Source organism: Shinella pollutisoli, assembly GCF_024609765.1.
In the GTDB taxonomy this organism is placed as follows: domain Bacteria; phylum Pseudomonadota; class Alphaproteobacteria; order Rhizobiales; family Rhizobiaceae; genus Shinella; species Shinella pollutisoli.
Genome location: NZ_JANFDG010000008.1, coordinates 61,095 through 85,338, shown reverse-complemented (window position 1 = coordinate 85,338; position 24,244 = coordinate 61,095). Strand labels below are relative to the sequence as shown.

The window sequence follows — 24,244 nt, the reverse complement described above, 5'->3', positions numbered from 1 at the left end:
ATGGGTTATCCTGCGAAGGCGATTTTGAGGACGGCGAAGAGACAGAGGCCGCCCACCAGGATCGCGAAGAAGGTGTTGAGCATGAGGAGCGCGATCTTCACGCCTTCCGCATGCACGTAGTCCTCGATGATCACCTGCATGCCGAGCTTCATGTGGTAGAGGCCGGAGATGACGACGAGGCCCATGAGGACGGCGACGATCGGGTTCGAGAGCGCCGCCGTCACCTGCGCATGCGAGCTGCCGCTGTGACAGACGAGGAAGCCGACGAAGAAGAGGAGCAGCGGCACGTTGGAGACGGCCGTCAGCCGCTGGCGCCAGAAATGCTCCGTGCCGTCCTTCGCCGAGCCGAGGCCGCGTACCTTGCCGAGGGGAGTGCGCATGTCCATCGGGGTCTCCTCAGCGGGCAAGCGTGCCGACGATCCAGATCGCGACCGTCAGGGCGACGGAGACGACCGGGGTGATGACGGCAAGTCTGGTGGAAAAATGCTTCTCGTAGCCGTGGCCCATGTCCCACATGAAGTGGCGCAGGCCCCCGAGCATGTGGTGCATCAGCGCCCAGGTATAGCCGAACAGGATCAGGCGGCCGACGAGCGTGCCGAAGAACCAGCTCACCCAGTCGTAATAGGCGGCACCCGAGGCGGCGGCGATCAGCCACCAGGCGACGAGGACGGTGCCGAAATAGAGCGCGGCCCCGGTGATGCGGTGCACGATGGACATCACCATCGTCGGGATCGGCTTGTAGACTTGGAGATGCGGCGAGAGCGGCCGGCTTCGAGTGACATTCGCCATCTGAACCTCACGGAACTCCGGAGAGCCAAAAACTGGACGAATTTTCTCCGGAATTGCAGTATGTTGTGCACAATGCAGTGATTGCGACGTTTAATCACCGGAAAGCGGAACCACAAGCCTCATTGCAGTGCAAAACGAATTTAATCGATTAGCCCTTTCGGGAGGGCCGACGGTCCGCGGACGGCTCCGCACGGGTTAACGATAAACGCAGAAATCCGGGCGGAATCCGTGACTTTCAGGGCTCCCTGCGCCAGATTGACGTTAAGGATTTGTTAAGCGTCATCCGGAGGGCAGGACAGAATGACTCTGTTTTCACCGACCCATGCGACCAAAGTTCTAGCGCTCGTCGCCGCCCTTTGTCTCGGTTCCATCGCTCCCGCGGCGGCGGGCGGAGGCGAACGCGGCGTCACCGAGTTCCGCGGCATTCACGTTCCCGCCTGGAAGCGGCACCGCCACGACGACCGCGACTGGCGGCGCGACCGCCGCGGCGATCGCCGGCACGCGGAGCGCCACCGCCGGCACCACTGGCACAAGGGCGGCAACTTCTACGGCGGGGCCGTCACGGCCTGGCGCGATCCGGGCAACGGCGTCTATTTCTATTTCGACAACGGCGACGTGTCCGGCCGGGTCGACGGCGTGTTCGACCGCCGCAGGCAGCGGGCGAAGGTCATCGAGGTGGTGCCGGGCAGCAACGGCTGCTCCTGGGAGGCCGGCGTCTGCGTGGTCCGTCCCTGAGCGTCAGGAGACGAAGCGCCAGACGGTCGTGCGCTTGACCTCGCTGTCCTCCAGCGCGCGCGTGACGGGCACGCTGTAGGTGGCGAGCGCCGCCATGCGATCGCGCGGGCAATAGGCCCGGCCGGGATCGCCGACGAGCACCGCCGCACCCCGCGCGGCGAGCGCGGAGAACCACGGCACGAGCGCATCGGCGAAGGCGCGGTCGTAGAAGACGTCGCCCGCCAGCACCACGTCCCAGCCCCCGTCGCGGCCGACGAGGTCCTCCGCCGTGTGGTCGAGCGCGACGCCGTTCAGCGCGGCATTGAGGCGGATCGCCGTTCCGCTCCAGGGGTCGATGTCGGCGCAAAGCACGGTCGCGGCGCCGGCCATGCGCGCGGCGATGCCGACGAGGCCGGAGCCGCTGGCGACGTCGAGCACGGATTTCCCGGAAACGAGCTCCGGATGGTCGAGGACGTGGCGGGCGAGCCCCTGGCCGCCGGCCCAGGCGAAGGCCCAGAAGGGTGGCGGCAGGCCGATCTCCTCCAGCTCCTCCTCGGTCTTCAGCCAGAGCTCATGCGCCTCGGTGGCGAGCCGCAGGCGGATCTCCGGCACGTGCGGCGGGGCGACGACGCCGGTATTGGCGCGGATGAAGGCCTCGGGATCCGTCTTCACGGGCTCTTCGGCGGGTCGTCGAGGCCGCCCATGCGGCAGACCTCCAGCCATTCCGCCTCCGTCACCGGCTGCACGGAGAGCCGCATCGAGGTGACGAGCGACATGTTGGAGAGCTTCGGATTGGCCTTGACGTCCTTCAGCGAGACCGGCCTCGGCATGTCGCGCACCGCGCGGATGTCGACGCAGTCCCAGCGCGGGTCCTCGCCGGCCGTGGTGTCGGGGTGCGCGAGCGCGCAGACCTCGGTGATGCCGACGATCTCCAGCCCCTCGTTGGAGTGGTAGAAGAAACCCAGGTCGCCGAGCTTCATCGCCCGCATGTTGTTGCGCGCCTGGTAGTTGCGCACGCCGTCCCATTGTTCGCCGGCCTCGCCCCGCGCTTTCAGCATCTCCCAGGAGAACTTGAAGGGTTCGGACTTGTAGAGCCAGTAGGCCATGGGTCTCACGCCTCCGGCTTGTTGAAGACCCAGTTCCAGGGCTTCACCTGGACGTCGGCGAAGAGGCCGGCCCTGGCATAGGGGTCGTTTCCGGCGATCGCGCGCGCCTCCTCGATCGTCTCGGCCTTCACCACGACGAGGCTGCCGTTCGGCTTGCCGTCGTCGCCGAGGAAGGGGCCGGCGAAGCCGAGCCGGCCTTCCGCATTGAGCGCGTCCAGATAGGCGAGGTGCTCGGGCCTCGTGTCGAGGCGGATCTGCAGCGCGCCCGGCTTGTCGGCGCAGAGGAAGGCGAAGTACATCGTGCGGTCCCTTTCTGTCATTCCTGGGTGATCGGGCGCGTCATAAGCCAGCCGATCGCGGTCTTCACGTCGAGCGTGCCGTCGATGATGCGGGCGACCGCGTCGGTGATCGGCATGTCGATGCCCTTCTCCGCCGCCACGCGCGCGGCGACCGAGGCGGCGAAGGCGCCTTCCACGAGGTCGCCCGATCCGTTCGCGGTGCCGTCGCGGCCGAGCGTGATGCCGAAGCGCAGGTTGCGCGACTGGTGGCTGGTGGCGGTGAGCACGAGGTCGCCGAGGCCGGAGAGGCCGGCGACGGTGGCGGCGTCCCCGCCATGGGCGGCGACGAAGCGGCCGAGCTCGGCGAGCCCGCGCGAGATCAGCGCCGCGCGGGCCGAATCGCCGAGCCCCGCCCCCTCGACGATGCCGCAGGCGATGGCGAGCACGTTCTTGAGCGCGCCGCCGAGCTGCACGCCGATGCGGTCGGTGGAGGGATAGAGGCGGAAGGTCGGGCCGGAGAGCGCCTGGGCGAGCCGTGCGGCGATTCCCGCCGTACGCGCCGCCAGCACCATCGCCGTCGGCAGCCCGCGGGCGATGTCGGCGGCGAAGCCGGGACCGGAGAGCACGGCGATCTCGTGGCCGGGCAGCTCCTCCTCCACCACGTCGGTCAGGAGCCGGCCGGTCGTCTTCTCCATGCCCTTGGCGCAGACGATCACGGCCGCGTCGGGCGCAAGCCTCTCGGCGAGGAAGCGGGCCGATTCCCGCTGCGCCTGCGAGGGCATGACGAAGAGCACGATGCCGGCGTCGCGCACGGCCTCCACGTCCGCCGTGCAGGCGAGCGTCGGGGCGAGCGGGATGCCGGGCAGCGCCTTCTCGTTTCGCCGCGTGCGCTGCATCTCGGCCATCGCGTCGCCGTTGCGGCCGATGAGGGTGACGTCGCCGCCGCCGGCCGCCGCGACGTTCGCCAGCGCCGTTCCGAACGCGCCGGCGCCGACGACGGCGATCTTCGCTTTCCTGCCGTTCATGCCTTCGCTCCCCGTTTGCCCGAGCCGAGAAGGGTCGCTGCCTGCCGGTCGAGCGGCCAGCGCGAGCGCGGCGCGACGGCAAGGTCGTCCGCTGGCAGGCCGGCGGCCATCCGCTCCAGCCCCGCCCAGGCGATCATCGCCGCATTGTCCGTGCACAGGTTGAGGGGCGGCGCGACGAAGCGGAAGCGGTGCGCGTCGCAGAGCGCCTGCAGCGTCGCGCGCAGCTCCGCATTGGCCGCCACGCCGCCGGCGACGACCAGCGCCGGGGTCGCGATCCCGGGATGGAGCGACCGGAACCGGTCGAGCCCGCGGCCGATGCGGTCCTTCAGCGTGCGCGAGACGGCGCGCTGGAAGGAGGCGCAGATGTCGGCGACGTCCTGCTCGGTGACGGGCGCGATCGACTCGGCCGCCTGCCGCACCGCCGTCTTCAGGCCGGAGAAGGAGAAGTCGAGCCGCGCCTCGCCGACGAGCGGGCGCGGGAAGGCGAAACGCTTGGGATCGCCATTCTTCGCCATGCGCTCCACCGCCGGGCCGCCGGGATAGGAGAGGCCGAGCAGCTTCGCCGTCTTGTCGAAGGCCTCGCCCAGCGCGTCGTCGATGGTGGTGCCCCAGCGCTCGTAGTCGTCGACGCCCTTGATCAGCACCAGCTGGGTATGGCCGCCGGAGACGAGCAGCATCAGGTAGGGAAAGGAGAGCCCGTCGGTCAGCCGGGCGGTGAGCGCATGGCCTTCGAGATGGTTGACGGCGTAGAGCGGCTTGCCGGTGGCGCGCGCGATCGCCTTGCCGGTCATCAGCCCGACGATCAGCCCGCCGATCAGGCCCGGCCCGCTGGTCGCGGCAATGGCGTCGACGGATTCCAGCGTGCGGCCGGCCCGCGCCAGCGCCTCGGCGATCAGGCTGTCCAGCGCCTCGACATGGGCGCGCGCGGCGATCTCCGGGACGACGCCGCCATAGGCGCTGTGCTCGTCGAGCTGGCTCAGCACGACCTCGCCGAGGATCTCGCCCCGGCCTGCGGCATCGCGCGCGACGACGGCGGCGGCCGTCTCGTCGCAGCTCGTTTCGATGCCGAGGATGGTGAGATGGGACGACATGAAGCACGCGGGTTGATTGCGGACGGCGGTAAAGCCGGTTACGACACCTCCCGGTAACAACGGATCAAGGCGGATGCAAACAAAACCTTTCAGGATCGGCACGCGCGGCAGCCCGCTGGCGCTCGCCCAGGCGCACGAGACCCGGGCGCGGCTGATGGCGGCCCACGGCCTGCCGGAGGAGATGTTCGAGGTCGTCGTGCTCTCGACCAAGGGGGACCGCATCACCGACCGTTCGCTGGCCCTGATCGGCGGCAAGGGCCTGTTCACCGAGGAGATCGAGGCGCAGCTTTCCTCCGGCGATCTCGACTTCGCCGTCCATTCGTCGAAGGACATGCCGACGAGGCTGCCGGACGGCCTGCATCTGTCCGCCTTCCTGCCGCGCGAGGACGTGCGCGACGCCTTCATCGGCCGCGCCGTGCCCCGCCTCCTCGACCTGCCGGAGGGCGCGACGGTCGGCTCGGCCTCGCTGCGCCGGCAGGCGCTGATCCGCAGGCTGCGGCCCGACCTCAACGTCATCGTCTTCCGCGGCCAGGTCGACACGCGGCTCGCCAAGCTCGCCTCCGGCGAGGCGGACGCGACGCTGCTCGCCTATGCCGGGCTGAAGCGGCTCGGCAAGCTCGACGTGCCGACGGAGATCCTCGATCCGGCCGTCTTCCCGCCGGCGCCGGCGCAGGGCGCGATCTGCATCGAGAGCCGGATCGGCGACGCCCGCACCGGCGACCTGCTTGCCGCCATCGACGACGCGGCGACGCGCGCGGCGGTCGCCTGCGAGCGCGGCTTCCTCGCCGCCCTCGACGGCTCCTGCCGCACGCCGATCGCCGGCCATGCGACCGTGGCGGGCGGCGAGCTCAGCTTCCGCGGCATGATCCTGACGCCCGACGGCAGCCAGTGTCACGAGATCGAGACGACGGGCCGCGCCGCGGAGGCCGCGGCGCTCGGCGAGGCGGCCGGTCGCGCGATCCGCGAGAAGGCGGGGCCGGGCTTCTTCGAGAGCTGGGCCTGACGCGATGCGCGTCCTCGTCACCCGACCGCAGCAGGCCGCGGCGAGGACCGCCGCGAAGCTCGCAGCGCTCGGGCACGAACCGGTGCTCCTGCCGCTGTCGCGCGCCGTCCACGACCGCGCGGCCGCCGCGGCGGCGCTCTGCGAACCGTTCTCGGCCATCGCCGTCACCAGCGCCGAGGCGGCCGGCCTGCTCGGCGATGCGCCGCCGGGCGCGCGGCAGCGCGCGGACATCCCCGTCTACGCGGTCGGCCATGCCTCGGCCGATGCGGTGCGGGCGGCGGGCTTCGGCCGCGTCGCGACGGCCGGCGGCGACGGACGCGACCTCGCCGGCCTCATCCTCCGCGAAAAGCCGGATTTCTCCGCCGGGCCGCTCCTCTATCTCGCCGGCGATCCGCGTGCGCCGGGCTTCGAAAGCCGGTTGAGGGAGGCGGGCGTGCCGTTTCGCACCGTCGAATGCTACCGCATGGAGCCGCTTGTGCCGGCGGCGGCGGAGATCGGGCGGGCGCTTCTTTCCCCGCCGCCCGATGCGGTCATCCTCTATTCGCGCGAGACCGCCGCCCGCTTCTTCGCGCTGGTGCCGGAGCGTTTTCCCGCGGCCCGCATGCTCTGCATGAGCCGCAACGTCGCCGCCGCCGTGCCCGCCCGTTTCGCCGCGGGGGTGGCGGTCGCCGCGTCGCCGGACGAGGAAAGCCTGCTTGCGCTGCTGCAAGTCCCGGCCGCGCCGGAGTAAATTGCCGCAAGGGTCTTTCCCTGACCGGCTTCCCTGTCTACCTTGTGTGCAATGCACATGATCGCGAGGAGACCGCCATGGACCCGGAAACCCCGTCCCGTCGCAAGCCGTCCGGCGAGGAGCCGGTGACGATCGACCTCGAAGCGGTCCGCGGGAACGCCCCGGAGGACGCGTCTCCGGAAGACGCGGTCCCGGAAGGCCTGGCCGTGGAAGACAAGGCGGAGGCCGACGTCGCGCCGGAGGCGCCGGCAGATGAGGAGACCGTCGCCGCTGGCGCCGACGCGGAGCCCGCTGCCGGGACGAACGACGAGCCCGAGCCCGTCGCCCGCGAGGCGGAGCCGGCGCGCGCCGAGCCCGTCGTGCCGCCGCAGAGGGGCAATACCGGTGCGCTCGCCGCCGGCATCCTCGGCGGCCTGATCGCGCTTCTCGGCGCCGGCAGCCTGCAATATGGCGGCTATCTTCCCTCGCTCGCGCCCGAGCGCGGCGACGGCGGCGCGGTCGCGACGCTTTCCAACGAGGTGGCGGCGCTGAAGACGCGCGTCTCCGAGGTCTCCACCCCGCCCGCCGTCGACCTGCAGCCGCTCGAAGCGCGCCTCGCCGCGCTGGAGGAGGCAAAGCCCGCCGAGGCGGCCGCGGCCGATCCGGAATCCGTCACGCGGCTCGAAGGCGAGGTGGGCCGGCTTTCCACCGACCTTGCGGCGCTGCGCGAGGCGATCGCCCGCACGACGGAGGCGGTGAGCGCGACCGAGAGCCAGCTTTCCGGCCGCATCGCCGCCGCCGAGGAGAAGCTGGAGGAGCCGCGCGGCGACATCGAGATGGCGCGCGCCGTGGCCGCGAGCGCGCTGAAGACGGCGATCGACCGCGGCGGCCCCTATCTCGCCGAGCTGGAGGCGCTCGCCTCCGTCGCCCCCGACGATCCGGCGATCGCCGGCCTGCGCGAGCATGCCGCCGTCGGCGTCGCATCGCGCTCCGATCTCGTGCACGATTTCAACGGGACCGCCGACCGGATCCTCGACGCCGTGCACCAGCCCGAGGGCGAGCAGGGCATCCTCAACCGCCTGATGGCGAGCGCGGCCTCGGCAATCCGGGTGCGCCCCGTCGGCAGCGTCGAGGGCGACACGCCGGAGGCGATCGTCGCGCGCATCGAAACCAAGCTGCAGAACGGCGACTTCAAGGGCGCGCAGATCGAATGGCAGACCCTGCCGGAGAAGGGCCAGGCGGCGGCGGCGGACTACAAGCGCGCGCTCGACCAGCGCGTGGCGGTCGAGGAGTTGATCGGCGGCGTCGTCTCCGGCGCGCTTGCCGGCGGCAACCAGGGTTGAGGGAAAGAGGGGCTTCATGATTCGTCTTCTGGTATTCGCGCTCTTCGTCCTGGCACTCGCCGGCGGCTTCGCCTGGCTCGCCGACCGGCCCGGCGAACTGTCGGTCGTCTGGCAGGGCCAGCGCGCCGACATGAGCCTGATGGTCGCCGCGACCCTCGTCGTCTCGCTCGTCGCGGCGATCATGCTTGCCTGGTGGATCGTCCGCGTGGTGCTGACCTCGCCGCACACGGTGCAGCGCTATTTCCGCGCCCGCAAGCGCGACCGCGGCTACCAGGCGCTCTCGACCGGGCTGATCGCCGCCGGTGCCGGGGACGCGGCGACCGCGCGCAAAATGCATGCCCGCACCAAGGGCCTGCTGCGCGCCGACCAGGAGCCGCTGATCCATCTGCTCGAGGCCCAGGCGGCGATGATCGAGGGCCGCTACGACGAGGCGCGGCAGACCTTCGAGCGCATGGTCGACGATCCGGAGACCCGCGAGCTCGGCCTGCGCGGCCTCTATCTGGAGGCCCGCCGGCTCGGCGCCGGCGAGGCGGCGCGCCAATATGCCGAGCGCGCCGCCGAGACGGCGCCCGGCCTGCCCTGGGCGGCCGAGGCCACGCTCGAATACCGTTCGCAGGCCGGCGACTGGGACGAGGCGCTGAAGCTGCTCGGCGACCGCCCCGCCGGCTCGCCGGAGGAGAAGAAGGCCCATGCCCGCCGCAAGGCGGTGCTGCTCACCGCCCGCGCGGCCGAGAAATTCGATGCCGATCCGAAGGGCGCGCGCGACGATGCCGCGCAGGCGCTGAAGCTCGTCGAGGATTTCGTGCCGGCCGGCCTCATCGCCGCGAAGGCGTGGCTGCGCGAGGACAACGTGCGCAAGGCGGCGCATCTGCTGGAGAGGCTCTGGAAGGCGACGGCCCATCCCGACGTCGCAAAACTCTACGTGCGCGCCCGCAGCGGCGATTCGGCGGCCGACCGGATGAAGCGGGCGGAGAAGCTGGAGGCGATGCGGCCGAACAATGCCGAGGCGCTCTACGTCGTCGCCGAGGCCGCGCTGGAGATGCGCGACTTCGACCGCGCCCGCGCCAAGGCGGAGGCCTCCGCGCGGCTTTCCCCGCGCGAAAGCGCCTTCCTGCTGCTCGCCGACATCGAGGATGCCGAGACCGGCGACCAGGGCCGCATCCGCCACTGGATGAACCAGGCGCTGAAGGCGCCGCGCGATCCGGCCTGGACGGCGGACGGCATCACGTCGGCCGAATGGCGCGTGGTCTCGCCCGTCACCGGCCGCCTCGACGCCTTCGAGTGGAAGACGCCGGTGAGCCCGATCGCGGGGCCGCTGGAGGAGGGCTCGGTCAACAGCGTCGACGAGGCGATCCGCACGCTGCCGCCGCTCGCCATCGAGACGAAGCCGGCGGAAGCCCGCAGGGACGAGCCGGCCGTGGCCGGGCCGGAGGCCGTTGACGTTCCGGCCAGGGAGGAGGCCGTGGCGGCGCTGAAGGAGAAGCCCGTGCCCGCCAGGGTTCCGGAGACCGCGGAGGAGGATGAGGAAGAGGCGCGGCCCTTCTTCGGCCTGCCCGACGATCCGGGCGTCAAGGGGGAGCCGGCGAAACGCGCCGCCTCCGGCACGTTCCGCCTGTTCTGAGGGCCTCCATGTTCGAACGCCTGCAGCAGTTCCTCGCGAGCCTCACCAGCGGCGACGCCAGGCCCGCCTTCGCCGCCGACGATCCGCGGGTCGCCGTCATGGCGCTCTGCATCCAGGTCATGGAGGCCGACGGAAAGGTGCTCGACGTCGAGAAGGCGACGCTGCGCAGCCGCTTCAAGGCGCTCTACGGCCTCGAGGAGGCCGAGCTCGACGCGCTGGTCGCCGCGGGCGCCGACGCCGAGAGCGAGGCGATCGACTTCTTCCGCTTCACCTCCGAATTGAAGCGCCAGCTCTCCGAGGAGCAGCGCATCGCGCTGATCGGGCTGCTCTGGGAGATCGTCTATGCCGACGGCGAGCGCAGCGAGATGGAGGACCACGCGATCTGGCGCATCGCCGACCTGCTCGGGGTCTCCGGGCGCGAGCGCATCATGAAGCGGCAGGAGGCGGCCGGGCGGGCCGGCGCCGCCGAGGCGCAGGGAGAACCGGACGAAGGCTGAGCCATGCTCGACGTGCCGCAGAAATTCCGCCGCAAGCGCCCCATCCTCGTCGTCCTGCACCAGGAGACGTCGAGCCCCGGCCGGGTCGGGCAGATGCTGCAGGCCATGGGCCATCCGCTCGACATCCGCCGCCCGGTGCTCGGCGACCCGCTGCCGGCGACGCTTTCGGACCATGCCGGCGCCGTCGTCTTCGGCGGGCCGATGAGCGCCAACGACCCGGAACCCTTCGTCTGCGCCGAGATCGACTGGCTGGCGGTGCCGCTTGCCGAGAACCGGCCGTTCCTCGGCATCTGCCTCGGCGCGCAGATGCTGGTGAAGCAGCTCGGCGGCACGGTCGCGGGCCACGCCGAGGGCTGGGCCGAGATCGGCTGGTATCCGCTGAACCCGACGCCGGCCGGCAGCCAGCTCATGCCCTGGCCCGGCATGGTCTACCAGTTCCACCGCGAGGGCTTCGACCTGCCGTCGGGCGCGACCCTGCTCGCCACCGGCCACCACTACGAGAACCAGGCCTTCCGCTACGGCGCCAACGCCTGGGGCATCCAGTTCCACGGCGAGCTGACGCTGGCGATGATGCACCGCTGGGTGGTGCGCGGCGCGCACCGCTTCGTGCTGCCGGGTGCGCAGGTCGGACGCGACCATCTCGACGGCCGCCTCGTCCACGACGCGGCGCTGCGCGCCTGGCTCTTCTCCTTCCTCGGCCGCATCTTCCACGAGGCCTGATTCCCGGGCCTTCCCCGTTAAACATGTTGACGCACGCCGGGGGCCTGCCCTTGCTGGCGGCGGCCGCAATGGCTACATGTCAGCACGCACGGAAACGGAGACGACAATGATCGCGGTCATCAACACCCTGTTGTTCATCATCAGCATCGCGTGGTTCCTGGTGATCGCCTCGGCGATCTTCTCCTGGCTCTACGCCTTCAACGTCATCAACACGAACAACCAGGTGATCGCCACCATCGGCCGCTCGCTCTACCAGCTCACCGAGCCGATCTACCGGCCGATCCGCCGCGTGCTGCCGAATTTCGGCGGCGTCGACCTGTCGCCGCTCGTGGTCCTGGTGATCCTGTTCTTCCTGGAGCAGATCGTGCGCACTGTGCTCGCCCCCGCGCTGCTCGGCTGATGGCGGCCGGCGCCGCCACGCGCCACGGCGACCACGTGCGCCTGACCGTGCGGCTGACGCCCAACGGCGGGCGCGACGCCTTCGACGGCCTGGAGACCGGCGCCGACGGCGAAAGCTATCTCAAGGCGCGCGTCAGCGCGGTTCCGGAGAAGGGCAGGGCGAACAAGGCGCTCGTCGCGCTGGTCGCCAAGCGGGCGGGTGTCGCGAAGTCGGCCGTCTCGCTCCTGTCCGGCGACACCCAGAGAAAGAAAATCCTCCGGATCGACGGCGACCCGGAGGATATCCTTGCGAGGCTGGAAGCGGCCTTTGCGGGTTAAAGCAATTCCAGCAAAAGTGCGAAGCGGTTTTGCGTCCGGAATTGCGTAGAAAAAAAGCCTACTTCTGCGCCTTGTAGCGCTCGATCGCCTCGACGATCAGCGTCTTGGCGACGTTCACGTCCTGCCAGCCGGCGATCTTCACCCACTTGCCGGGCTCCAGGTCCTTGTAGTGCTCGAAGAAGTGCTCGATCTGCTTCAGCGTGATCTCCGGCAGGTCGGTGTAGTTCTCGACCTTGTCGTAGCGACGGGTCAGCTTCTGCGCCGGCACGGCGAGGATCTTCTCGTCCTTGCCGCCGTCGTCCTCCATCACCATTACGCCGATCGGCCGCACGTTGATGACGCAGCCGGGGACGAGCGGGCGGGTGTTGGCAATCAGCACGTCGATCGGGTCGCCGTCTTCCGACAGCGTGTGCGGCACGAAGCCGTAGTTGCCGGGATAGGTCATCGGCGTGTAGAGGAAACGGTCGACGACGAGGGCGCCGGCCTCCTTGTCCATCTCGTACTTGATCGGATGGCCGCCGACCGGGACCTCGACGATGACGTTGATGTCGTCCGGCGGGTTCTTGCCGATGGAAATAGCATCGATGCGCATGGAGGCTCCCTCGGGATGCGGGTTTTCGGGTCGCGGCTTCCTAATGCGAATCCCGCCGCGGTGCAACATGACTTTCGCCGAAGCCGGAAATCGCGCCCGTCCGGCGAATAGAGCGCGGCGATCCGCCGTCTGCCGGTAAACAACAGGAGAAACCGATGCGCCCGACCGCCCTCCTCCTCTTCTCGTCCGCCCTTCTCGCCGGGGCTGCCGCCGCGGCGAACGAGAGCGCCTACAGCGAGCGCGATCTCGACGCCTGCGAGACCGTCGAGGAGACGGGCGAGGGGCCGAGCGTGACGCTGAAATGCGCGGGTCTCGGCGACCTGCCGGTCTATTTCAAGGAGAGCGACCTGCGCCAGAGCCAGGCCTACGGCCCGATCGGCGACGCCTGGCTCAAGGACGCCTTCGAAAGCTTCGGCCCGTTCAACCACAGCAACGCCCGCATCGAATGGCGCCTCGACGGGGCGGGCAAGGCCTTCGCCACCATCGTGCGCTGGTTCGTCGCCGATCCGGAGACGACGGGCGAGGACGACCAGCGCTACGGCCAGGTCCTCGTCGTCGCAACGGTGGCGACGGCGGAAAATCCGACGAGCTGCGCCGTCGGCTATGTCGATGCGCTGGCGAACCCGGATGCGAACGTTCTGGCGCGGCGGGTGGCGGACGACGAGGCCGGCGATTTCGCCTGCGGCCTCAACGAGCCGCAGTGGCACGGCAAGCGCGGCGCGCTCGCCGGCGAACCGACGCGGTGGCTGCCGGCGGCCGTCGAATAACGCCCGTCAGGTCCAGATGAAGCCGATCTTCGTCAGTTCCTTGTCGCCGAAATTCTCCATGCCCTCGGCGATGTCGAGGCCGCCGGCGGAGCGGAAGAAGCGGTCGGCGTGCTCGCTGTCCTCCAGGCACCAGACGATGAGGCCGTTGCAGCCGAGCGACTTCAGGAGCCGCCGCGCCTCGCCGAACAGCAGCCGGCCGAGGCCGATGCCCTGGTATTCGGGCCGGAGATAGATCTCGTAGACCTCGCCTTCCTGCGGCAGCGCCCGGGCGCGGTTGAGGCCGAGGGTGGCATAGCCCGCGATCGTGCCGGCGACGTCGAGCACGAGCAGCGTGGCGGGTCCGCGCGTCGCCCGGCGCCACCAGGTCTCGTCGCGGCGGTCGACCATCTGGAGAAGCGGCTTGTGCGGGATGAGGCCGCCATAGGCCTGCAGCCAGGCGATCCGGTGGGTCTCGGAGATCGCCCTCGCGTCCTGCGGCTCGGCGCGCCGCACATCGATCGACAGTGTCTTCATAACACAGACTTCTATTCGCCCACCGGCGCCGCAGGAATCCCGCCGACCCGGCAGGCTCCCCTTGCCCACAGGCAAGTTCGTCGCAGCACCGCGAAAAGTTAACGCCTTTTTAACGAATGTCACAAGCCGTAAAACAACGGTACACATGAAAAACCCCGGCGCGGGGCCGGGGTTCGCGATTGTCCCTTTCCGGAACGGGTGCCGCCTCAGGCCGCGCCGGCGGCGCGGCTCTTCTCGAATCGCTTGCGCTCGTTCGGGTCGAGATAGAGCTTGCGCAGGCGGATCGACTTCGGCGTCACCTCGACCAGCTCGTCGTCCTGGATCCAGGAGAGCGCGCGCTCCAGCGTCATGCGGATCGGCGGGGTGAGCTTCACCGCCTCGTCCTTGCCGGCGGCGCGGATGTTGGTGAGCTTCTTGCCCTTGAGCACGTTGACGTCGAGGTCGTTGTCGCGCGAGTGGATGCCGATGATCATGCCCTCGTAGACCTTCTCGCCCGGCTCGATGATCATCGGGCCGCGGTCCTCCAGGTTGAACAGCGCATAGGCGACGGCCTCGCCGGATTCGTTGGAGAGCAGCACGCCGTTGACGCGCCCGCCGATCTCGCCCTTGTAGGGCTGGTAGTCGTGGAACAGGCGGTTCATGATCGCCGTGCCGCGCGTGTCGGTGAGCAGCTCCGACTGGTAGCCGATGAGGCCGCGCGTCGGGGCGAAGAAGACGAGGCGCACGCGGTTGCCGCCGGAGGGGCGAAGCTCCACCATCTCGGCCTTGCGCTCCGACATCTTCTGCACGACGATGCCGGAATGCTCCTCGTCAACGTCGATCACCACTTCCTCGATCGGCTCGAGCAGCTGGCCGCTCTCGTCCTTGTGCATGACGACGCGCGGACGCGACACGGCGAGCTCGAAGCCCTCGCGGCGCATGGTCTCGATCAGGACGGCGAGCTGCAGTTCGCCGCGGCCGGAGACGAAGAAGGAGTCCTTGTCGGCCGATTCCTCGATCTTCAGCGCGACGTTGCCTTCGGCTTCCTTGAACAGGCGGTCGCGGATGACGCGGCTCGTCACCTTGTCGCCCTCGGTGCCGGCGAGCGGTGAGTCGTTGACGAGGAAGGTCATGGTGACGGTCGGCGGGTCGATCGGCTGCGCCTTCATCGGCTCTGAGACGGACGGGTCGCAGAAGGTGTCGGCGACGGTGCCCCTGGCGAGGCCTGCGATGGCGACGATGTCGCCGGCATGGGCCTCCTCGATCGGCTGGCGCTCGATGCCGCGGAAGGCGAGGATCTTCGAGATGCGGCCCTGCTCGATCAGCTTGCCGTCCTGGCCGAGCACCTTGACGGCCTGGTTCGGCTTGATGACGCCGGAATGGATGCGGCCGGTGATGATGCGGCCGAGGAAGGGGTTGGCTTCGAGGATCGTGCCGATCATGCGGAACGGGCCTTCCTCGACCTTCGGCTCCGGCACGTGCTTCAGAACGAGGTCGAGCAGCGGCGCCATGCCTTCGTCCTGCGGGCCTTCCGGGTTGACGTTCATCCAGCCGTTGCGGCCCGAGCCGTAGAGGATCGGGAAGTCGAGCTGCTCGTCGGTGGCGTCCAGCGCGGCGAAGAGGTCGAAGACCTCGTTCAGCACCTCCTCGTGGCGGCCGTCCGGGCGGTCGATCTTGTTGATGGCGACGATCGGCTTCAGTCCGACCTTGAGCGCCTTGCCGACGACGAACTTGGTCTGCGGCATCGGCCCTTCGGACGAGTCGACCAGCACGATGGCGCCGTCCACCATCGAGAGGATGCGCTCCACCTCGCCGCCGAAGTCGGCGTGGCCGGGCGTGTCGACGATGTTGATGCGGGTTCCCTTCCACTCGACCGAAGTGGCCTTGGCTAGGATGGTGATGCCGCGCTCCTTCTCGATGTCGTTGGAATCCATCACGCGTTCGGCGACGCGCTGGTTCTCGCGGAACGAGCCGGATTGCTTCAGGAGTTCGTCGACGAGCGTGGTCTTGCCATGGTCGACGTGCGCGATGATCGCGATGTTGCGGATGGACATTGGGTTCTATCTCTGAGGTTCAAGGGCGCGCGCAAAAAGGGAGGGCGCCGTCGTCAATGGCGCGCTCATACATGTTTTTCCGCAAATGCGAAAGGGGGCGCCTCAGCCACGCAGCTATGGCATAGGAACGCGACGTTGCCGCTTCCCTTCTCCCCGCCGGGGAGAAGGTGGCCCGGAGGGGGTGGAACGCACCGCATTTCGCCTGCGGCCTCCCCCTCATCCCGTTGCCGCGACCTTCTCCCCGGCGGGGAGAAGGGGGCACGACGCACCCTCATGGTTTTATCGGCAATCGTCGTCTCAGCCGTCGCTGCCGCTCAGCTCCTCGAACACGACAAGGCCCTTCTTGGCGAGCATCGCCTCGGGGCTCGGCAGCTTGCCGCGGAAGGCCTTGTAGGCCTCCTCCGGGTCGACCGAGCCGCCGACGGAATAGATGTGCGCCTTCAGGCGGCGCGCCGTGTCCGCATCGAAGGCGTCGCCCGTCTCGGTGAAGGCGGAGAAGGCGTCGGCGTCGAGCACCTCAGACCACATGTAGGAATAGTAGCCGGCCGAATAGCCGTCGCCGGCAAAGACGTGCTGGAAATGCGGCGTGGCGTGGCGCATGACGATGGATTGCGGCAGGCCGATCCGCTCCAGCACCTCCGCCTGCACCGCCATCGGGTCCCCTACGGGGCCGTTCGTGTGGAAGGCCATGTCGACCAGCGCGGAGGCGGTGAACTCGACGGTGGCGAAGCCGGCATTGAAGGTGCGGGCGGCGAGCACCTTGTCGAGCAGCGCCTGCGGCATGGCCTCGCCCGTCCGGTAGTGCACGGCGTAGCGGGTGAGGATCTCCGGCACGGTCAGCCAGTGCTCGTAGAGCTGCGAGGGCAGTTCCACGAAGTCGCGCGCCACGCCGGTGCCGGAGACGGAAGGATAGGTGACGTCGGACAGCATGCCGTGCAGCGCGTGGCCGAACTCGTGGAACAGCGTGCGCGCGTCGTCGAGCGAGAGCAGTGCGGGCTGGCCTTGCGCCGGCCTGGCGAAGTTGCAGACGTTGTAGACGATCGGGATCTCCCCCTTCGCCCCGTTCGGCAGCGGCAGGCGGTGCTGGCTCTGGTAGGCGCTCATCCAGGCGCCGGAGCGCTTGGAGGACCGCGCGAAATAGTCGCCGAGGAACATCGCCACCAGCCTGTCGTCGGCGTCGCGGATCTCGAAGACGCGCACGTCCGGATGATAGACCGGCACGCCCGTCTTCTCGACCGCGCGGATGCCGAACAGCCGTCCGGCGACGTCGAAGCAGGCGGCGATGATGTTCTCGAGCTGGAGATAGGGCTTCAGCTCGGCCTCGGAGAAGCTGAACTTCTTCGCCCGCAGCCTTTCGGCGTAGTAGCGCCAGTCCCAGGGCATGACGGCATGGTTGCCGCCTTCTTCCGCGACGAGAGCGGCAAGCTCCGCCTCCTCGGCGCGGGCGCGGGCGACGGCCTTCTCCCAGACCTGCATCAACAGGCCGTTCACCGCCTCCGGGGTCTTCGCCATCGTGTCGTCGAGCTTGAAGGCGGCGAAATTCGCGTAGCCGAGCAGCTTCGCCTTCTCCGCGCGCAGCGCCAGCGTCTGCCTGACGATCTCGCGGTTGTCGGTCTGCCCGCCGTTCGCGCCGCGCGCCACCCAGGCCCTGAACGCCTGCTCGCGCAGGTCGCGGCGGGCGGAGAAGGTCAGGAAGGGCTCGATGATCGAGCGCGACAGCGTGACGGCGTAGCGGCCGTCGGCACCGCGCTCGGCTGCCGCCGCCGCCATCGCGTCCTTGAGGAAATCGGGCAGCCCGTCGAGGTCGTCGCCGGCGTCGAGGAGGAGCGACCAGGCCTTCTCGTCGGCGAGCACGTTCTGGCCGAACCGGGCGCCGAGGCCGGCGAGCGTCTCGTTGATCTCGGCAAGCCGTTCCTGCTCGGGCTTGGCGAGCTTCGCGCCCGCCCGCACGAAGCCCTTCCAGTGCCGTTCCAGCACGCGGGTCTGTTCGAGGTCGAGCTTGAGGACGGCGCGGTTCTGCCAGAGCGCGTCGATGCGGGCGAAGAGCGCCGGGTTCGTGCCGATCCTCGAATAGTGGCGCGACATCTTCGGCGCGATCTCGCGCTCCAGCGCCTGGATCGTGTCGTTGGTGTCGGCGCCCGCCCGGCTCCAGAACAGCGCCGAGACGCGCGAGAGCGTGTCGCCCGCCGTCTCGAGCGCGGTGACGGTGTTGTCGAAGGTCGGCGTCGTGACGCTCTGCACGATCGCCTCGATCTCCGCCTCGTGCGCGGCGAGCGCGGCGTCGAAGGCCTGCGCGAAGGCCTCGTCGCGCACGCGGTCGAAGTGCGGCAGTCCGTTGAGGCCGGTCCAGTCGACGAGGGCGGGGTCGATGCGCGTTGCGGTCATGGGGTCCGGGTCCTTTGACGAATCGGTGTGCCCCGCGAATATAGAAACTGCAGCGGCCAATGCGAGGGGCCGGGGCGCTTTCCTGCGCTGCCGCGGCCTCTTGACGCGAAAACCAAGTTCGGGGAAAAGAGACCTACCCCGCAGCTTTTCGACATCGGTCGCTGCGGGCAACTTTGGTGCCGGGCCCCTCTGGCGAGAGTTTTACGGCGCTCTCGTGATGTCGGTACCGCCAGCAATCGAGCCGGCGGATTCAAGCACATGAAAATCCTCACCATGCCTCATCCGCATGCCCGCCTTGGCATGCGTTCTTCCGTTTCCGATTCCAGGCGCCTCGCGGAGGTGCGGTCATGATCGGCAAGGGCGCGGAAAAATCGACCCTCTCCTACCTCAAGTGGGCGTTCATCTTCACCGGCGTCGGCCTCGTGCTCGGCGCGTGGCTCGGCTGGCAGACGACCGGGACGCTCTCCGGCATGGCGACCGTCTTCTTCATCTGCGCCGTGCTCGCGGTCTTGGAGATCTCGCTCTCCTTCGACAACGCCATCGTCAACGCCAATAAGCTCAAGGACATGACGCCGGTCTGGCAGCACCGCTTCCTGACCTGGGGCATCGTCATCGCCGTCTTCGGCATGCGCATCGTCTTCCCGCTGCTGATCGTGGTCATCGCGGCCGGCATCGGCCCGTTCGAGGCGCTGCTGCTCGCCGCGCGCGAGCCGGCGGAATATGCGCGCATCATGCACGAGGCGCACCTGCCGATCGCCGCCTTCGGCGGCACCTTCCTGATGATGGTCGGCCTCACCTACTTCTTCAACCACGAGAAGGACGTGCACTGGATCGTCTTCATCGAGAAGCACATGGCGCGCTCGGCGACGGTCAAGGGCATCGAGATCGCCTTCGTGCTGATCCTGATCCTCGTCTTCTCGAACCTGCTCGAGGGGGAGGCGGCGGACACCTTCGTCTATTCGGCGATCTACGGCCTCCTGACCTTCCTCGCCGTCGAGGTGATCGGCGGCCTGCTCGACGCCTCGCAGAGGGCGATGTCGGAGGCGGCCAAGGGCGGCCTCGGCGCCTTCATCTATCTCGAGGTGCTCGACGCGAGCTTCTCCTTCGACGGCGTGATCGGCGCCTTCGCGCTGACGCAGAACCTCTTCGTCATCGCCATCGGGCTGGGCATCGGCGCCATGTACGTGCGCTCGATGACGATCATGCTGGTCGACAAGGGGACGCTTGCCGAATACCGCTACCTGGAGCACGGCGCCTTCTACGCGATCCTGATCCTGTCGGTGATCATGTACTGCCAGACGCTGGTGCACATCCCGGAGGTCATCACGGGCCTCGGCGGCGCGGGCCTGATCGGCATCTCGCTCTGGTCGTCGATCCGCTACAACCGCCGCGAACAGCAGGCGGAGGCACTCGCCGAGCGCGGCTGATTAACCCGAAACGAAAAGGCCCGCCGGTCGCGAGACCGGCGGGCCTTTTCCGTGGAACGGATCTGCGCGTCAGCCGCGCGAAAAATGCTCCTCGCGGCCGTAGGGACGGCGGCGGCCTTCGGCAGCCGCGGCGGCAGCGCTCGCTGCGCTCAACACGGCGAAGGCCCGGCCGAAGAAGCCGAGCGCGAAGGAATTGCGAAGCGTGGTCATCGGATTGCTCTCTTTTGCATCTTGAACGATCCGTTCATGCCCCTTTCGGGAGCGAAGGACAAGGCGGGCAAACTCAGCCCTGCCATGCAGGGCGCGCAGGCCGGCCGTCTCTGTTGCTCGGATTCAGGCCCGGCGCCAGCCGAGCAGGCCCGGCGCGGCATGCCAGACGGCCTGCACGGCGAAGCCGACGAAGAGCAGGCCGGACAGCCGCACGATCGCGAGCTCATGGCGGCGGTAGAAGCGGCGCACCAGCCCCGCGCCGATGATCGTGACGAGGATGACGTCGGCGATCAGGAAGCCGAGGAAGGAGACGCCGAGCAGCATCGGCAGGACGGCGAAGTCGAGCGCGTTGGCCGAGCCGGCGAGCAGTGCGGTGAAGGTGGCGAGCGCCACCGGATAGCCCTTGGGATTGGTCAGCCCGAAGACGAGGCCGCGGCGCAGCGGCCGCTCCACGGTCATCACCGCGCCGCCGTCGCTGCGCTTCCTCGCCGTCAGCGCCGACCAGCCGATCCAGGCGAGATAGGCGCCGCAGACGAGGCCGAGCACGTCGAAGACCGTCGTGCCGATCGTGCGCGCGCCGATGATGGCGACGATGGCGAGCGTCGCCCAGAGCAGGTCGCCGGCGAGATGCCCGCCGAGGAACAGCGCGCCGGCCCTGCGCCCCTGCCCGGCGCCGATGCCGAGCAGGGCGAGGAAGGCCGGCCCCGGGATCAGCACATAGAGGAGGGCGGCCAGGAAGGCGCCGGCAAGCATCGAAGCGGTCATGCGAAGGTCCCCGGAAACGTCCGCGCATTCCAAGCGGGCCCACAGGTTTTCGTCAAGGGGGCATCGGCTTTTCGCAGGGCAGCCATGCGCCGCCGCGCTTGCGGCACGATGCGGCTTATAATAAGGGAAGCTTATCATAAACCCGGAAAGGACCCCATGACGCCGCGACCCGATCCCGACGCCCTCGGCTTCGTCCTCATCGACGCCGCGCGCCTGCTGCGCGCCGCCTTCGAGCGCCGCATCGCCGGCGCCGGCCTCGGCATCACGCCGGGCGAGGCGCGCACGCTCGTCCATGCCGCCGCGCTGGACGGCAGCCGCCAGCTCGACATCGCCCAGCGCATGGGCATCGAGCCGATGACGCTGTCGACCTATCTCGACCGGCTGCAGAGCCTCGGCTTCATCGAGCGCCGGCCGGATCCCGCCGACCGCCGCGCCCGGCTGATCTTCACCACGCCCGCGGCCGACGCGCTGATCCGCGACGTGCGCGTCGAGCAGGTCGAGCTGATGACGCAGGTGACGGCGGGGATCACGCCCGAGGACCGCGAGCTGGTGCGCGAGAGCCTGAAGCGCATGCGCGCCAACCTGCGCGCCATCGAGGAGGACCAGCAGGCCCTGCCGCTCGCGAAGGAGGCCGGCCGATGACGGCGCCGCGGATGAGCGAGCGGCGCACGAGCATCATCGCCGCCTTCCTGGTCGCGCTCGGCCCCGTCTCCATGGCGCTCTACACGCCGGCCATGCCGGAGCTCGTGAAAGCCTTCGCCTCGACGGACGCGGCGATCAAGCTGACGCTCTCGCTCTATTTCGCCGGCTTCGCGCTGGCGCAGCTCGTCTCCGGCACCATGTCCGACGTGCTCGGCCGGCGGAAGACGACGCTCCTCTTCATGGCCGTCTATCTCGCCGGCAGCCTGATGGCGGCCTTCGCCCCTTCCGTCGGCTGGCTGCTTGCCGGCCGGCTCGTGCAGGGCATCGGCGCCTCGGTCGGCATGACGGTGTCGCGCGCCATCGTCCGCGACCAGTTCACCGGCACGCAGTCGGCCCGGATCATGAACATGGTCGGCATGATGCTCGCCGTCGGCCCCGCCGTCTCGCCGACGCTCGGCGGCCTCGCGCTCGGCCTCTCCGGCTGGCAGTCGATCTTCTTCCTGATGGTGGGCTTCGCGCTTCTCGCCTGCTTCACCGTGCTGGTGTTCATGGCCGAGACGACGGTGCCGGATCCGGCCAAGGGCCGCATCGGGCCGATCCTGAAAGGTTACGGCCGGCTTCTCGGCAGCGCCCGCTTCGTCTCCGCCACGCTGGTCATCGCCGGCGCGGTCGGCGCGCTCTACGGCCAGGCGACGATCCTGCCCTTCGTGCTGATCGACCGGGTCGGGCTGACGCCGACCGAGTTCGGCGTCGGCATGCTGATGCAGTCCGGCTTCTTCTTCGCCGGCACGGTGGGCTTCCGGCTGCTCCTCAGGCGGGCCTCGCCCGCCGCCCTCGTCGCGCCCGGGCTCGGCTTCATCGCGGCGGGCAGCGTGCTCATCGCGCTCGCCTCGCATTTCGTCACGCCGACCTTCCTCACCGTCATGGGTCCGGTCGGGCTCTATGCCTTCGGCATCGCCTTCGTCATGCCGCACATGATGACGGCGGCGATGGAGCCGTTCCCGGAGATCGCCGGCTCGGCCTCGGCCATGATGGGTTTCGTGCAGATGGGGTCCGGCTTCCTCGCCGGCGTCGTCGCCGCGGCGATGGGCGTGCCGCTTATCGCCTTCGGCACGGTCATCCCGCTGATGGGCCTGATGTCGGTCGCAAGCTACGCCTGGTACCGCACGACGCTGCCGCGCGCCGGGGCGCTCGCGCCGCAGCCGGGCGAATGAGAAAGGCCCGCCGCCGGAACCGGCCGGCGGGCCTTGCGGATTTTCAGCCGCGGCGGTTGCGCGCGGCAAGCGTGCGCAGGCGCAGCGCGTTGAGCTTGATGAAGCCGGCGGCGTCCTTCTGGTCGTAGGCGCCCTGGTCGTCCTCGAAGGTGACGAGCTTGTCGGAATAGAGCGACTTGTCGCTCTCGCGGCCGATGACCATGACGTTGCCCTTGTAGAGCTTCAGCGTCACCGTGCCCTCGACATGCTCCTGGCTGCGGTCGATCGCCGCCTGCAGCATCTCGCGCTCCGGCGAGAACCAGAAGCCGTAATAGATCAGCTCCGCATAGCGCGGCATCAGCTCGTCCTTGAGATGCGCCGCGCCGCGGTCGAGCGTGATGCTCTCGATCGCGCGGTGTGCGACAAGCAGGATCGTGCCGCCGGGCGTCTCGTAGACGCCGCGCGACTTCATGCCGACGAAACGGTTCTCGACGAGGTCGATGCGGCCGATGCCGTTGTCGCGGCCGTAATTGTTGAGGGTCGCGAGCAGGGTGGCCGGCGTCATGCGCACGCCGTTGATCGAGACGGCGTCGCCGCGCTCGAAGCCGATGGTGATGGTCGTCGCCTTGTCCGGGGCGTTTTCCGGCGAGATCGTGCGCATGTGCACGTATTCCGGCGCCTCGACGGCCGGGTCCTCCAGCACCTTGCCCTCGGAGGAGGAGTGCAGCAGGTTCGCGTCGACGGAGAAGGGGGCCTCGCCCTTCTTGTCCTTGGCGACGGGGATCTGGTGCTGCTCGGCGAATTCGAGCAGCTGCGTGCGGCTCTTGAAGGCCCAGTCGCGCCACGGCGCGATGATCTTGATGTCGGGGTTCAGCGCATAGGCGGAAAGCTCGAAGCGGACCTGGTCGTTGCCCTTGCCGGTGGCGCCGTGGGCGATGGCGTCGGCGCCGGTCTTCGCCGCGATCTCGATCAGGTGCTTGGAGATCAGCGGCCGGGCGATCGAGGTGCCGAGCAGGTAGACGCCCTCGTAGACGGCATTGGCGCGGAACATCGGGAAGACGAAGTCGCGCACGAATTCCTCGCGCACGTCCTCGACGAAGATCTCCTTGATGCCCAGCATCTCGGCCTTCCTGCGCGCCGGCTCCAGCTCCTCGCCCTGGCCGAGGTCGGCGGTGAAGGTGACGACTTCGGCGCCGAGTTCGGTCTGGAGCCATTTCAGGATGATCGAGGTGTCGAGCCCGCCGGAATAGGCGAGGACGACCTTCTTCACTTGCTTGTGCGATGCCATGATGTCTGTCCGTCTGGTTGGATTGGCGCGCACTTTAGCCAGAACGCCGCGCGACACAAGCGCCGCCCCGGCGTCTATTCGATTCCGCTTTCAAAAAAACGGCGGCGGATGTATTTCCGGCGGATACCGCGCCATCGGAGCCTTGCCGAAATGGACTTCCTGCCCAGCCTGCCGACGCTTCTCGCCTTCACCGCCGCAAGCCTGCTGCTCGCCGCGACCCCGGGTCCGGACATGACGCTGTCGATCAGCCGGGCGCTGTCGCAGGGCCGCGGGGCCGCGCTCTACGTGGTGCTCGGCACCAGCCTCGGCATCGTCGTGCACACGCTGCTCGTCGCCTTCGGCATCTCGGCGCTGATCACCGCCTCGCCGGCGGCGTTCACGATCCTCAAGACCGGGGGTGCGGCCTATTTGCTCTGGCTCGCCGTCCAGGCGATCCGCCACGGCTCCAACTTCTCCGTGAAGGCGGCGACCGGGCCGCGCGGCACGGTGCTCGCCAACGTCTCGACGGGCTTCTGGGTCAACCTGCTGAACCCGAAGGTCATCATCTTCTTCATGACCTTCCTGCCGCAGTTCGTCAGCGCCGGCGACCCGGACGTCACCGGCAAGCTGGTCTTCCTCGGCTTCTTCTTCATCCTGATCGGCATGCCGGTGAACGCCGTCGTCGTGCTGGCCGCCGACCGGCTGTCGACCTGGCTGCAGGCGAACCGCAGGGTGCTGCGCGGCATGGACTACACCTTCGCCGGCGTCTTCTCCGTCTTCGCGGTGAAGATCTTCCTCACGCAGTCGCGCTGAACCGTTTTTTCATGCAATTCCGGA

The 24,244-nt window shown here is 69.1% G+C and carries 28 protein-coding genes; 14 read left to right on the top strand and 14 right to left on the bottom strand.

Annotated elements, in window-relative coordinates:
• Positions 1–5 precede the first annotated feature (5 nt).
• On the bottom strand, positions 6–386 hold the full coding sequence (sdhD, locus tag NNZ72_RS08730; RefSeq protein ID WP_257314901.1) for a succinate dehydrogenase, hydrophobic membrane anchor protein: 381 nt from the start codon (positions 384–386) through the stop codon (positions 6–8).
• Between the two features lie 10 nt (positions 387–396).
• Positions 397–789 carry a succinate dehydrogenase, cytochrome b556 subunit gene (sdhC, locus tag NNZ72_RS08725; RefSeq protein WP_257314900.1) on the bottom strand — a complete coding sequence of 131 codons (393 nt, stop codon included), beginning with the start codon at positions 787–789 and terminating at the stop codon, positions 397–399.
• A gap of 300 nt (positions 790–1,089) precedes the next feature.
• On the opposite strand from sdhC, the gene NNZ72_RS08720 reads away from it, so the two are divergent.
• A complete protein-coding gene (locus NNZ72_RS08720) occupies positions 1,090–1,524 on the top strand; it encodes a hypothetical protein (protein WP_257314899.1) in 435 nt (144 codons plus the stop codon).
• Positions 1,525–1,527: 3 nt separating this feature from the next.
• On the opposite strand, the gene NNZ72_RS08715 is transcribed toward NNZ72_RS08720, so the two are convergent.
• The 5 genes from NNZ72_RS08715 to tsaD are packed head-to-tail and all read right to left on the bottom strand — an operon-like array spanning position 1,528 to position 5,003.
• The gene (locus tag NNZ72_RS08715; protein ID WP_257314898.1) at positions 1,528–2,226 is read right to left on the bottom strand and encodes a class I SAM-dependent methyltransferase; all 699 of its coding nucleotides are present in this window, start codon (positions 2,224–2,226) and stop codon (positions 1,528–1,530) included.
• Positions 2,172–2,609 carry an EVE domain-containing protein gene (locus NNZ72_RS08710; protein WP_257314897.1) on the bottom strand — a complete coding sequence of 146 codons (438 nt, stop codon included), beginning with the start codon at positions 2,607–2,609 and terminating at the stop codon, positions 2,172–2,174. Before NNZ72_RS08710 ends, NNZ72_RS08715 begins: the two co-directional genes overlap by 55 nt.
• 5 nt (positions 2,610–2,614) lie before the next feature.
• A complete protein-coding gene (locus NNZ72_RS08705) occupies positions 2,615–2,908 on the bottom strand; it encodes a YciI-like protein (RefSeq protein ID WP_257314975.1) in 294 nt (97 codons plus the stop codon).
• A 17-nt stretch (positions 2,909–2,925) separates the two neighbouring features.
• Positions 2,926–3,912, bottom strand: a complete 987-nt coding sequence (locus NNZ72_RS08700) for an NAD(P)H-dependent glycerol-3-phosphate dehydrogenase (RefSeq protein ID WP_257314896.1) — start codon at positions 3,910–3,912, stop codon at positions 2,926–2,928.
• Positions 3,909–5,003, bottom strand: coding sequence for a tRNA (adenosine(37)-N6)-threonylcarbamoyltransferase complex transferase subunit TsaD (gene tsaD, locus NNZ72_RS08695; RefSeq protein WP_257314895.1), 1,095 nt, complete (start codon positions 5,001–5,003; stop codon positions 3,909–3,911). Before tsaD ends, NNZ72_RS08700 begins: the two co-directional genes overlap by 4 nt.
• 73 nt (positions 5,004–5,076) lie before the next feature.
• Between tsaD and hemC the strand changes: the two genes are divergently transcribed.
• The 8 genes from hemC (at position 5,077) to NNZ72_RS08655 (ending at position 11,613) form a co-directional block, all read left to right on the top strand.
• On the top strand, positions 5,077–6,006 hold the full coding sequence (gene hemC, locus NNZ72_RS08690; RefSeq protein WP_257314894.1) for a hydroxymethylbilane synthase: 930 nt from the start codon (positions 5,077–5,079) through the stop codon (positions 6,004–6,006).
• Between the two features lie 4 nt (positions 6,007–6,010).
• Positions 6,011–6,736 carry a uroporphyrinogen-III synthase gene (locus NNZ72_RS08685; RefSeq protein WP_257314893.1) on the top strand — a complete coding sequence of 242 codons (726 nt, stop codon included), beginning with the start codon at positions 6,011–6,013 and terminating at the stop codon, positions 6,734–6,736.
• 77 nt (positions 6,737–6,813) lie between these two features.
• Entirely contained in the window at positions 6,814–8,058 is a 1,245-nt protein-coding gene (locus tag NNZ72_RS08680) for a COG4223 family protein (protein WP_257314892.1), read from the top strand.
• Positions 8,059–8,074: 16 nt separating this feature from the next.
• Positions 8,075–9,679: a heme biosynthesis protein HemY gene (locus NNZ72_RS08675; protein ID WP_257314891.1), complete on the top strand. Its 1,605-nt coding sequence runs from the start codon at positions 8,075–8,077 to the stop codon at positions 9,677–9,679.
• 8 nt (positions 9,680–9,687) lie between these two features.
• Complete coding sequence (locus NNZ72_RS08670; protein WP_257314890.1) at positions 9,688–10,176, top strand: tellurite resistance TerB family protein; 489 nt, start codon at positions 9,688–9,690, stop codon at positions 10,174–10,176.
• Positions 10,177–10,179: 3 nt separating this feature from the next.
• On the top strand, positions 10,180–10,896 hold the full coding sequence (locus tag NNZ72_RS08665) for a glutamine amidotransferase (RefSeq protein WP_257314889.1): 717 nt from the start codon (positions 10,180–10,182) through the stop codon (positions 10,894–10,896).
• Positions 10,897–11,002: 106 nt separating this feature from the next.
• Positions 11,003–11,296: a YggT family protein gene (locus NNZ72_RS08660; RefSeq protein WP_257314888.1), complete on the top strand. Its 294-nt coding sequence runs from the start codon at positions 11,003–11,005 to the stop codon at positions 11,294–11,296.
• The gene (locus NNZ72_RS08655) at positions 11,296–11,613 is read left to right on the top strand and encodes a DUF167 domain-containing protein (protein ID WP_257314887.1); all 318 of its coding nucleotides are present in this window, start codon (positions 11,296–11,298) and stop codon (positions 11,611–11,613) included. Before NNZ72_RS08660 ends, NNZ72_RS08655 begins: the two co-directional genes overlap by 1 nt.
• A 58-nt stretch (positions 11,614–11,671) precedes the next feature.
• Here the strand turns inward: NNZ72_RS08655 and ppa are convergent, their stop codons facing one another.
• Positions 11,672–12,205: an inorganic diphosphatase gene (ppa, locus tag NNZ72_RS08650; protein ID WP_257314886.1), complete on the bottom strand. Its 534-nt coding sequence runs from the start codon at positions 12,203–12,205 to the stop codon at positions 11,672–11,674.
• A 155-nt stretch (positions 12,206–12,360) separates the two neighbouring features.
• Between ppa and NNZ72_RS08645 the strand changes: the two genes are divergently transcribed.
• Positions 12,361–12,972 carry a hypothetical protein gene (locus tag NNZ72_RS08645; protein ID WP_257314885.1) on the top strand — a complete coding sequence of 204 codons (612 nt, stop codon included), beginning with the start codon at positions 12,361–12,363 and terminating at the stop codon, positions 12,970–12,972.
• Positions 12,973–12,978: 6 nt separating this feature from the next.
• On the opposite strand, the gene NNZ72_RS08640 is transcribed toward NNZ72_RS08645, so the two are convergent.
• The 3 genes from NNZ72_RS08640 to NNZ72_RS08630 all read right to left on the bottom strand — a co-directional run bounded on the left by NNZ72_RS08640 (position 12,979) and on the right by NNZ72_RS08630 (position 17,903).
• Entirely contained in the window at positions 12,979–13,485 is a 507-nt protein-coding gene (locus NNZ72_RS08640) for a GNAT family N-acetyltransferase (protein WP_257314884.1), read from the bottom strand.
• Between the two features lie 206 nt (positions 13,486–13,691).
• Positions 13,692–15,518, bottom strand: a complete 1,827-nt coding sequence (gene typA, locus NNZ72_RS08635) for a translational GTPase TypA (RefSeq protein ID WP_257314883.1) — start codon at positions 15,516–15,518, stop codon at positions 13,692–13,694.
• A 297-nt stretch (positions 15,519–15,815) separates the two neighbouring features.
• On the bottom strand, positions 15,816–17,903 hold the full coding sequence (locus NNZ72_RS08630; RefSeq protein ID WP_257314882.1) for a M3 family metallopeptidase: 2,088 nt from the start codon (positions 17,901–17,903) through the stop codon (positions 15,816–15,818).
• 347 nt (positions 17,904–18,250) lie between these two features.
• On the opposite strand from NNZ72_RS08630, the gene NNZ72_RS08625 reads away from it, so the two are divergent.
• Positions 18,251–19,330 carry a DUF475 domain-containing protein gene (locus tag NNZ72_RS08625; protein ID WP_257314881.1) on the top strand — a complete coding sequence of 360 codons (1,080 nt, stop codon included), beginning with the start codon at positions 18,251–18,253 and terminating at the stop codon, positions 19,328–19,330.
• Between the two features lie 69 nt (positions 19,331–19,399).
• On the opposite strand, the gene NNZ72_RS08620 is transcribed toward NNZ72_RS08625, so the two are convergent.
• A complete protein-coding gene (locus NNZ72_RS08620) occupies positions 19,400–19,540 on the bottom strand; it encodes a hypothetical protein (protein WP_257314880.1) in 141 nt (46 codons plus the stop codon).
• 123 nt (positions 19,541–19,663) lie between these two features.
• On the bottom strand, positions 19,664–20,305 hold the full coding sequence (locus NNZ72_RS08615; protein ID WP_257314879.1) for a LysE family translocator: 642 nt from the start codon (positions 20,303–20,305) through the stop codon (positions 19,664–19,666).
• Between the two features lie 156 nt (positions 20,306–20,461).
• Here NNZ72_RS08615 and NNZ72_RS08610 point away from each other — a divergent pair, with 156 nt between their 5' ends.
• On the top strand, positions 20,462–20,947 hold the full coding sequence (locus tag NNZ72_RS08610) for a MarR family winged helix-turn-helix transcriptional regulator (RefSeq protein WP_257314878.1): 486 nt from the start codon (positions 20,462–20,464) through the stop codon (positions 20,945–20,947).
• Positions 20,944–22,161: a multidrug effflux MFS transporter gene (locus tag NNZ72_RS08605; protein WP_257314877.1), complete on the top strand. Its 1,218-nt coding sequence runs from the start codon at positions 20,944–20,946 to the stop codon at positions 22,159–22,161. Before NNZ72_RS08610 ends, NNZ72_RS08605 begins: the two co-directional genes overlap by 4 nt.
• Positions 22,162–22,204: 43 nt before the next feature.
• Here the strand turns inward: NNZ72_RS08605 and NNZ72_RS08600 are convergent, their stop codons facing one another.
• On the bottom strand, positions 22,205–23,428 hold the full coding sequence (locus NNZ72_RS08600) for an argininosuccinate synthase (protein WP_257314876.1): 1,224 nt from the start codon (positions 23,426–23,428) through the stop codon (positions 22,205–22,207).
• A 150-nt stretch (positions 23,429–23,578) separates the two neighbouring features.
• On the opposite strand from NNZ72_RS08600, the gene NNZ72_RS08595 reads away from it, so the two are divergent.
• Positions 23,579–24,220: a LysE family translocator gene (locus NNZ72_RS08595; RefSeq protein ID WP_257314875.1), complete on the top strand. Its 642-nt coding sequence runs from the start codon at positions 23,579–23,581 to the stop codon at positions 24,218–24,220.
• Positions 24,221–24,244 lie beyond the last annotated feature (24 nt).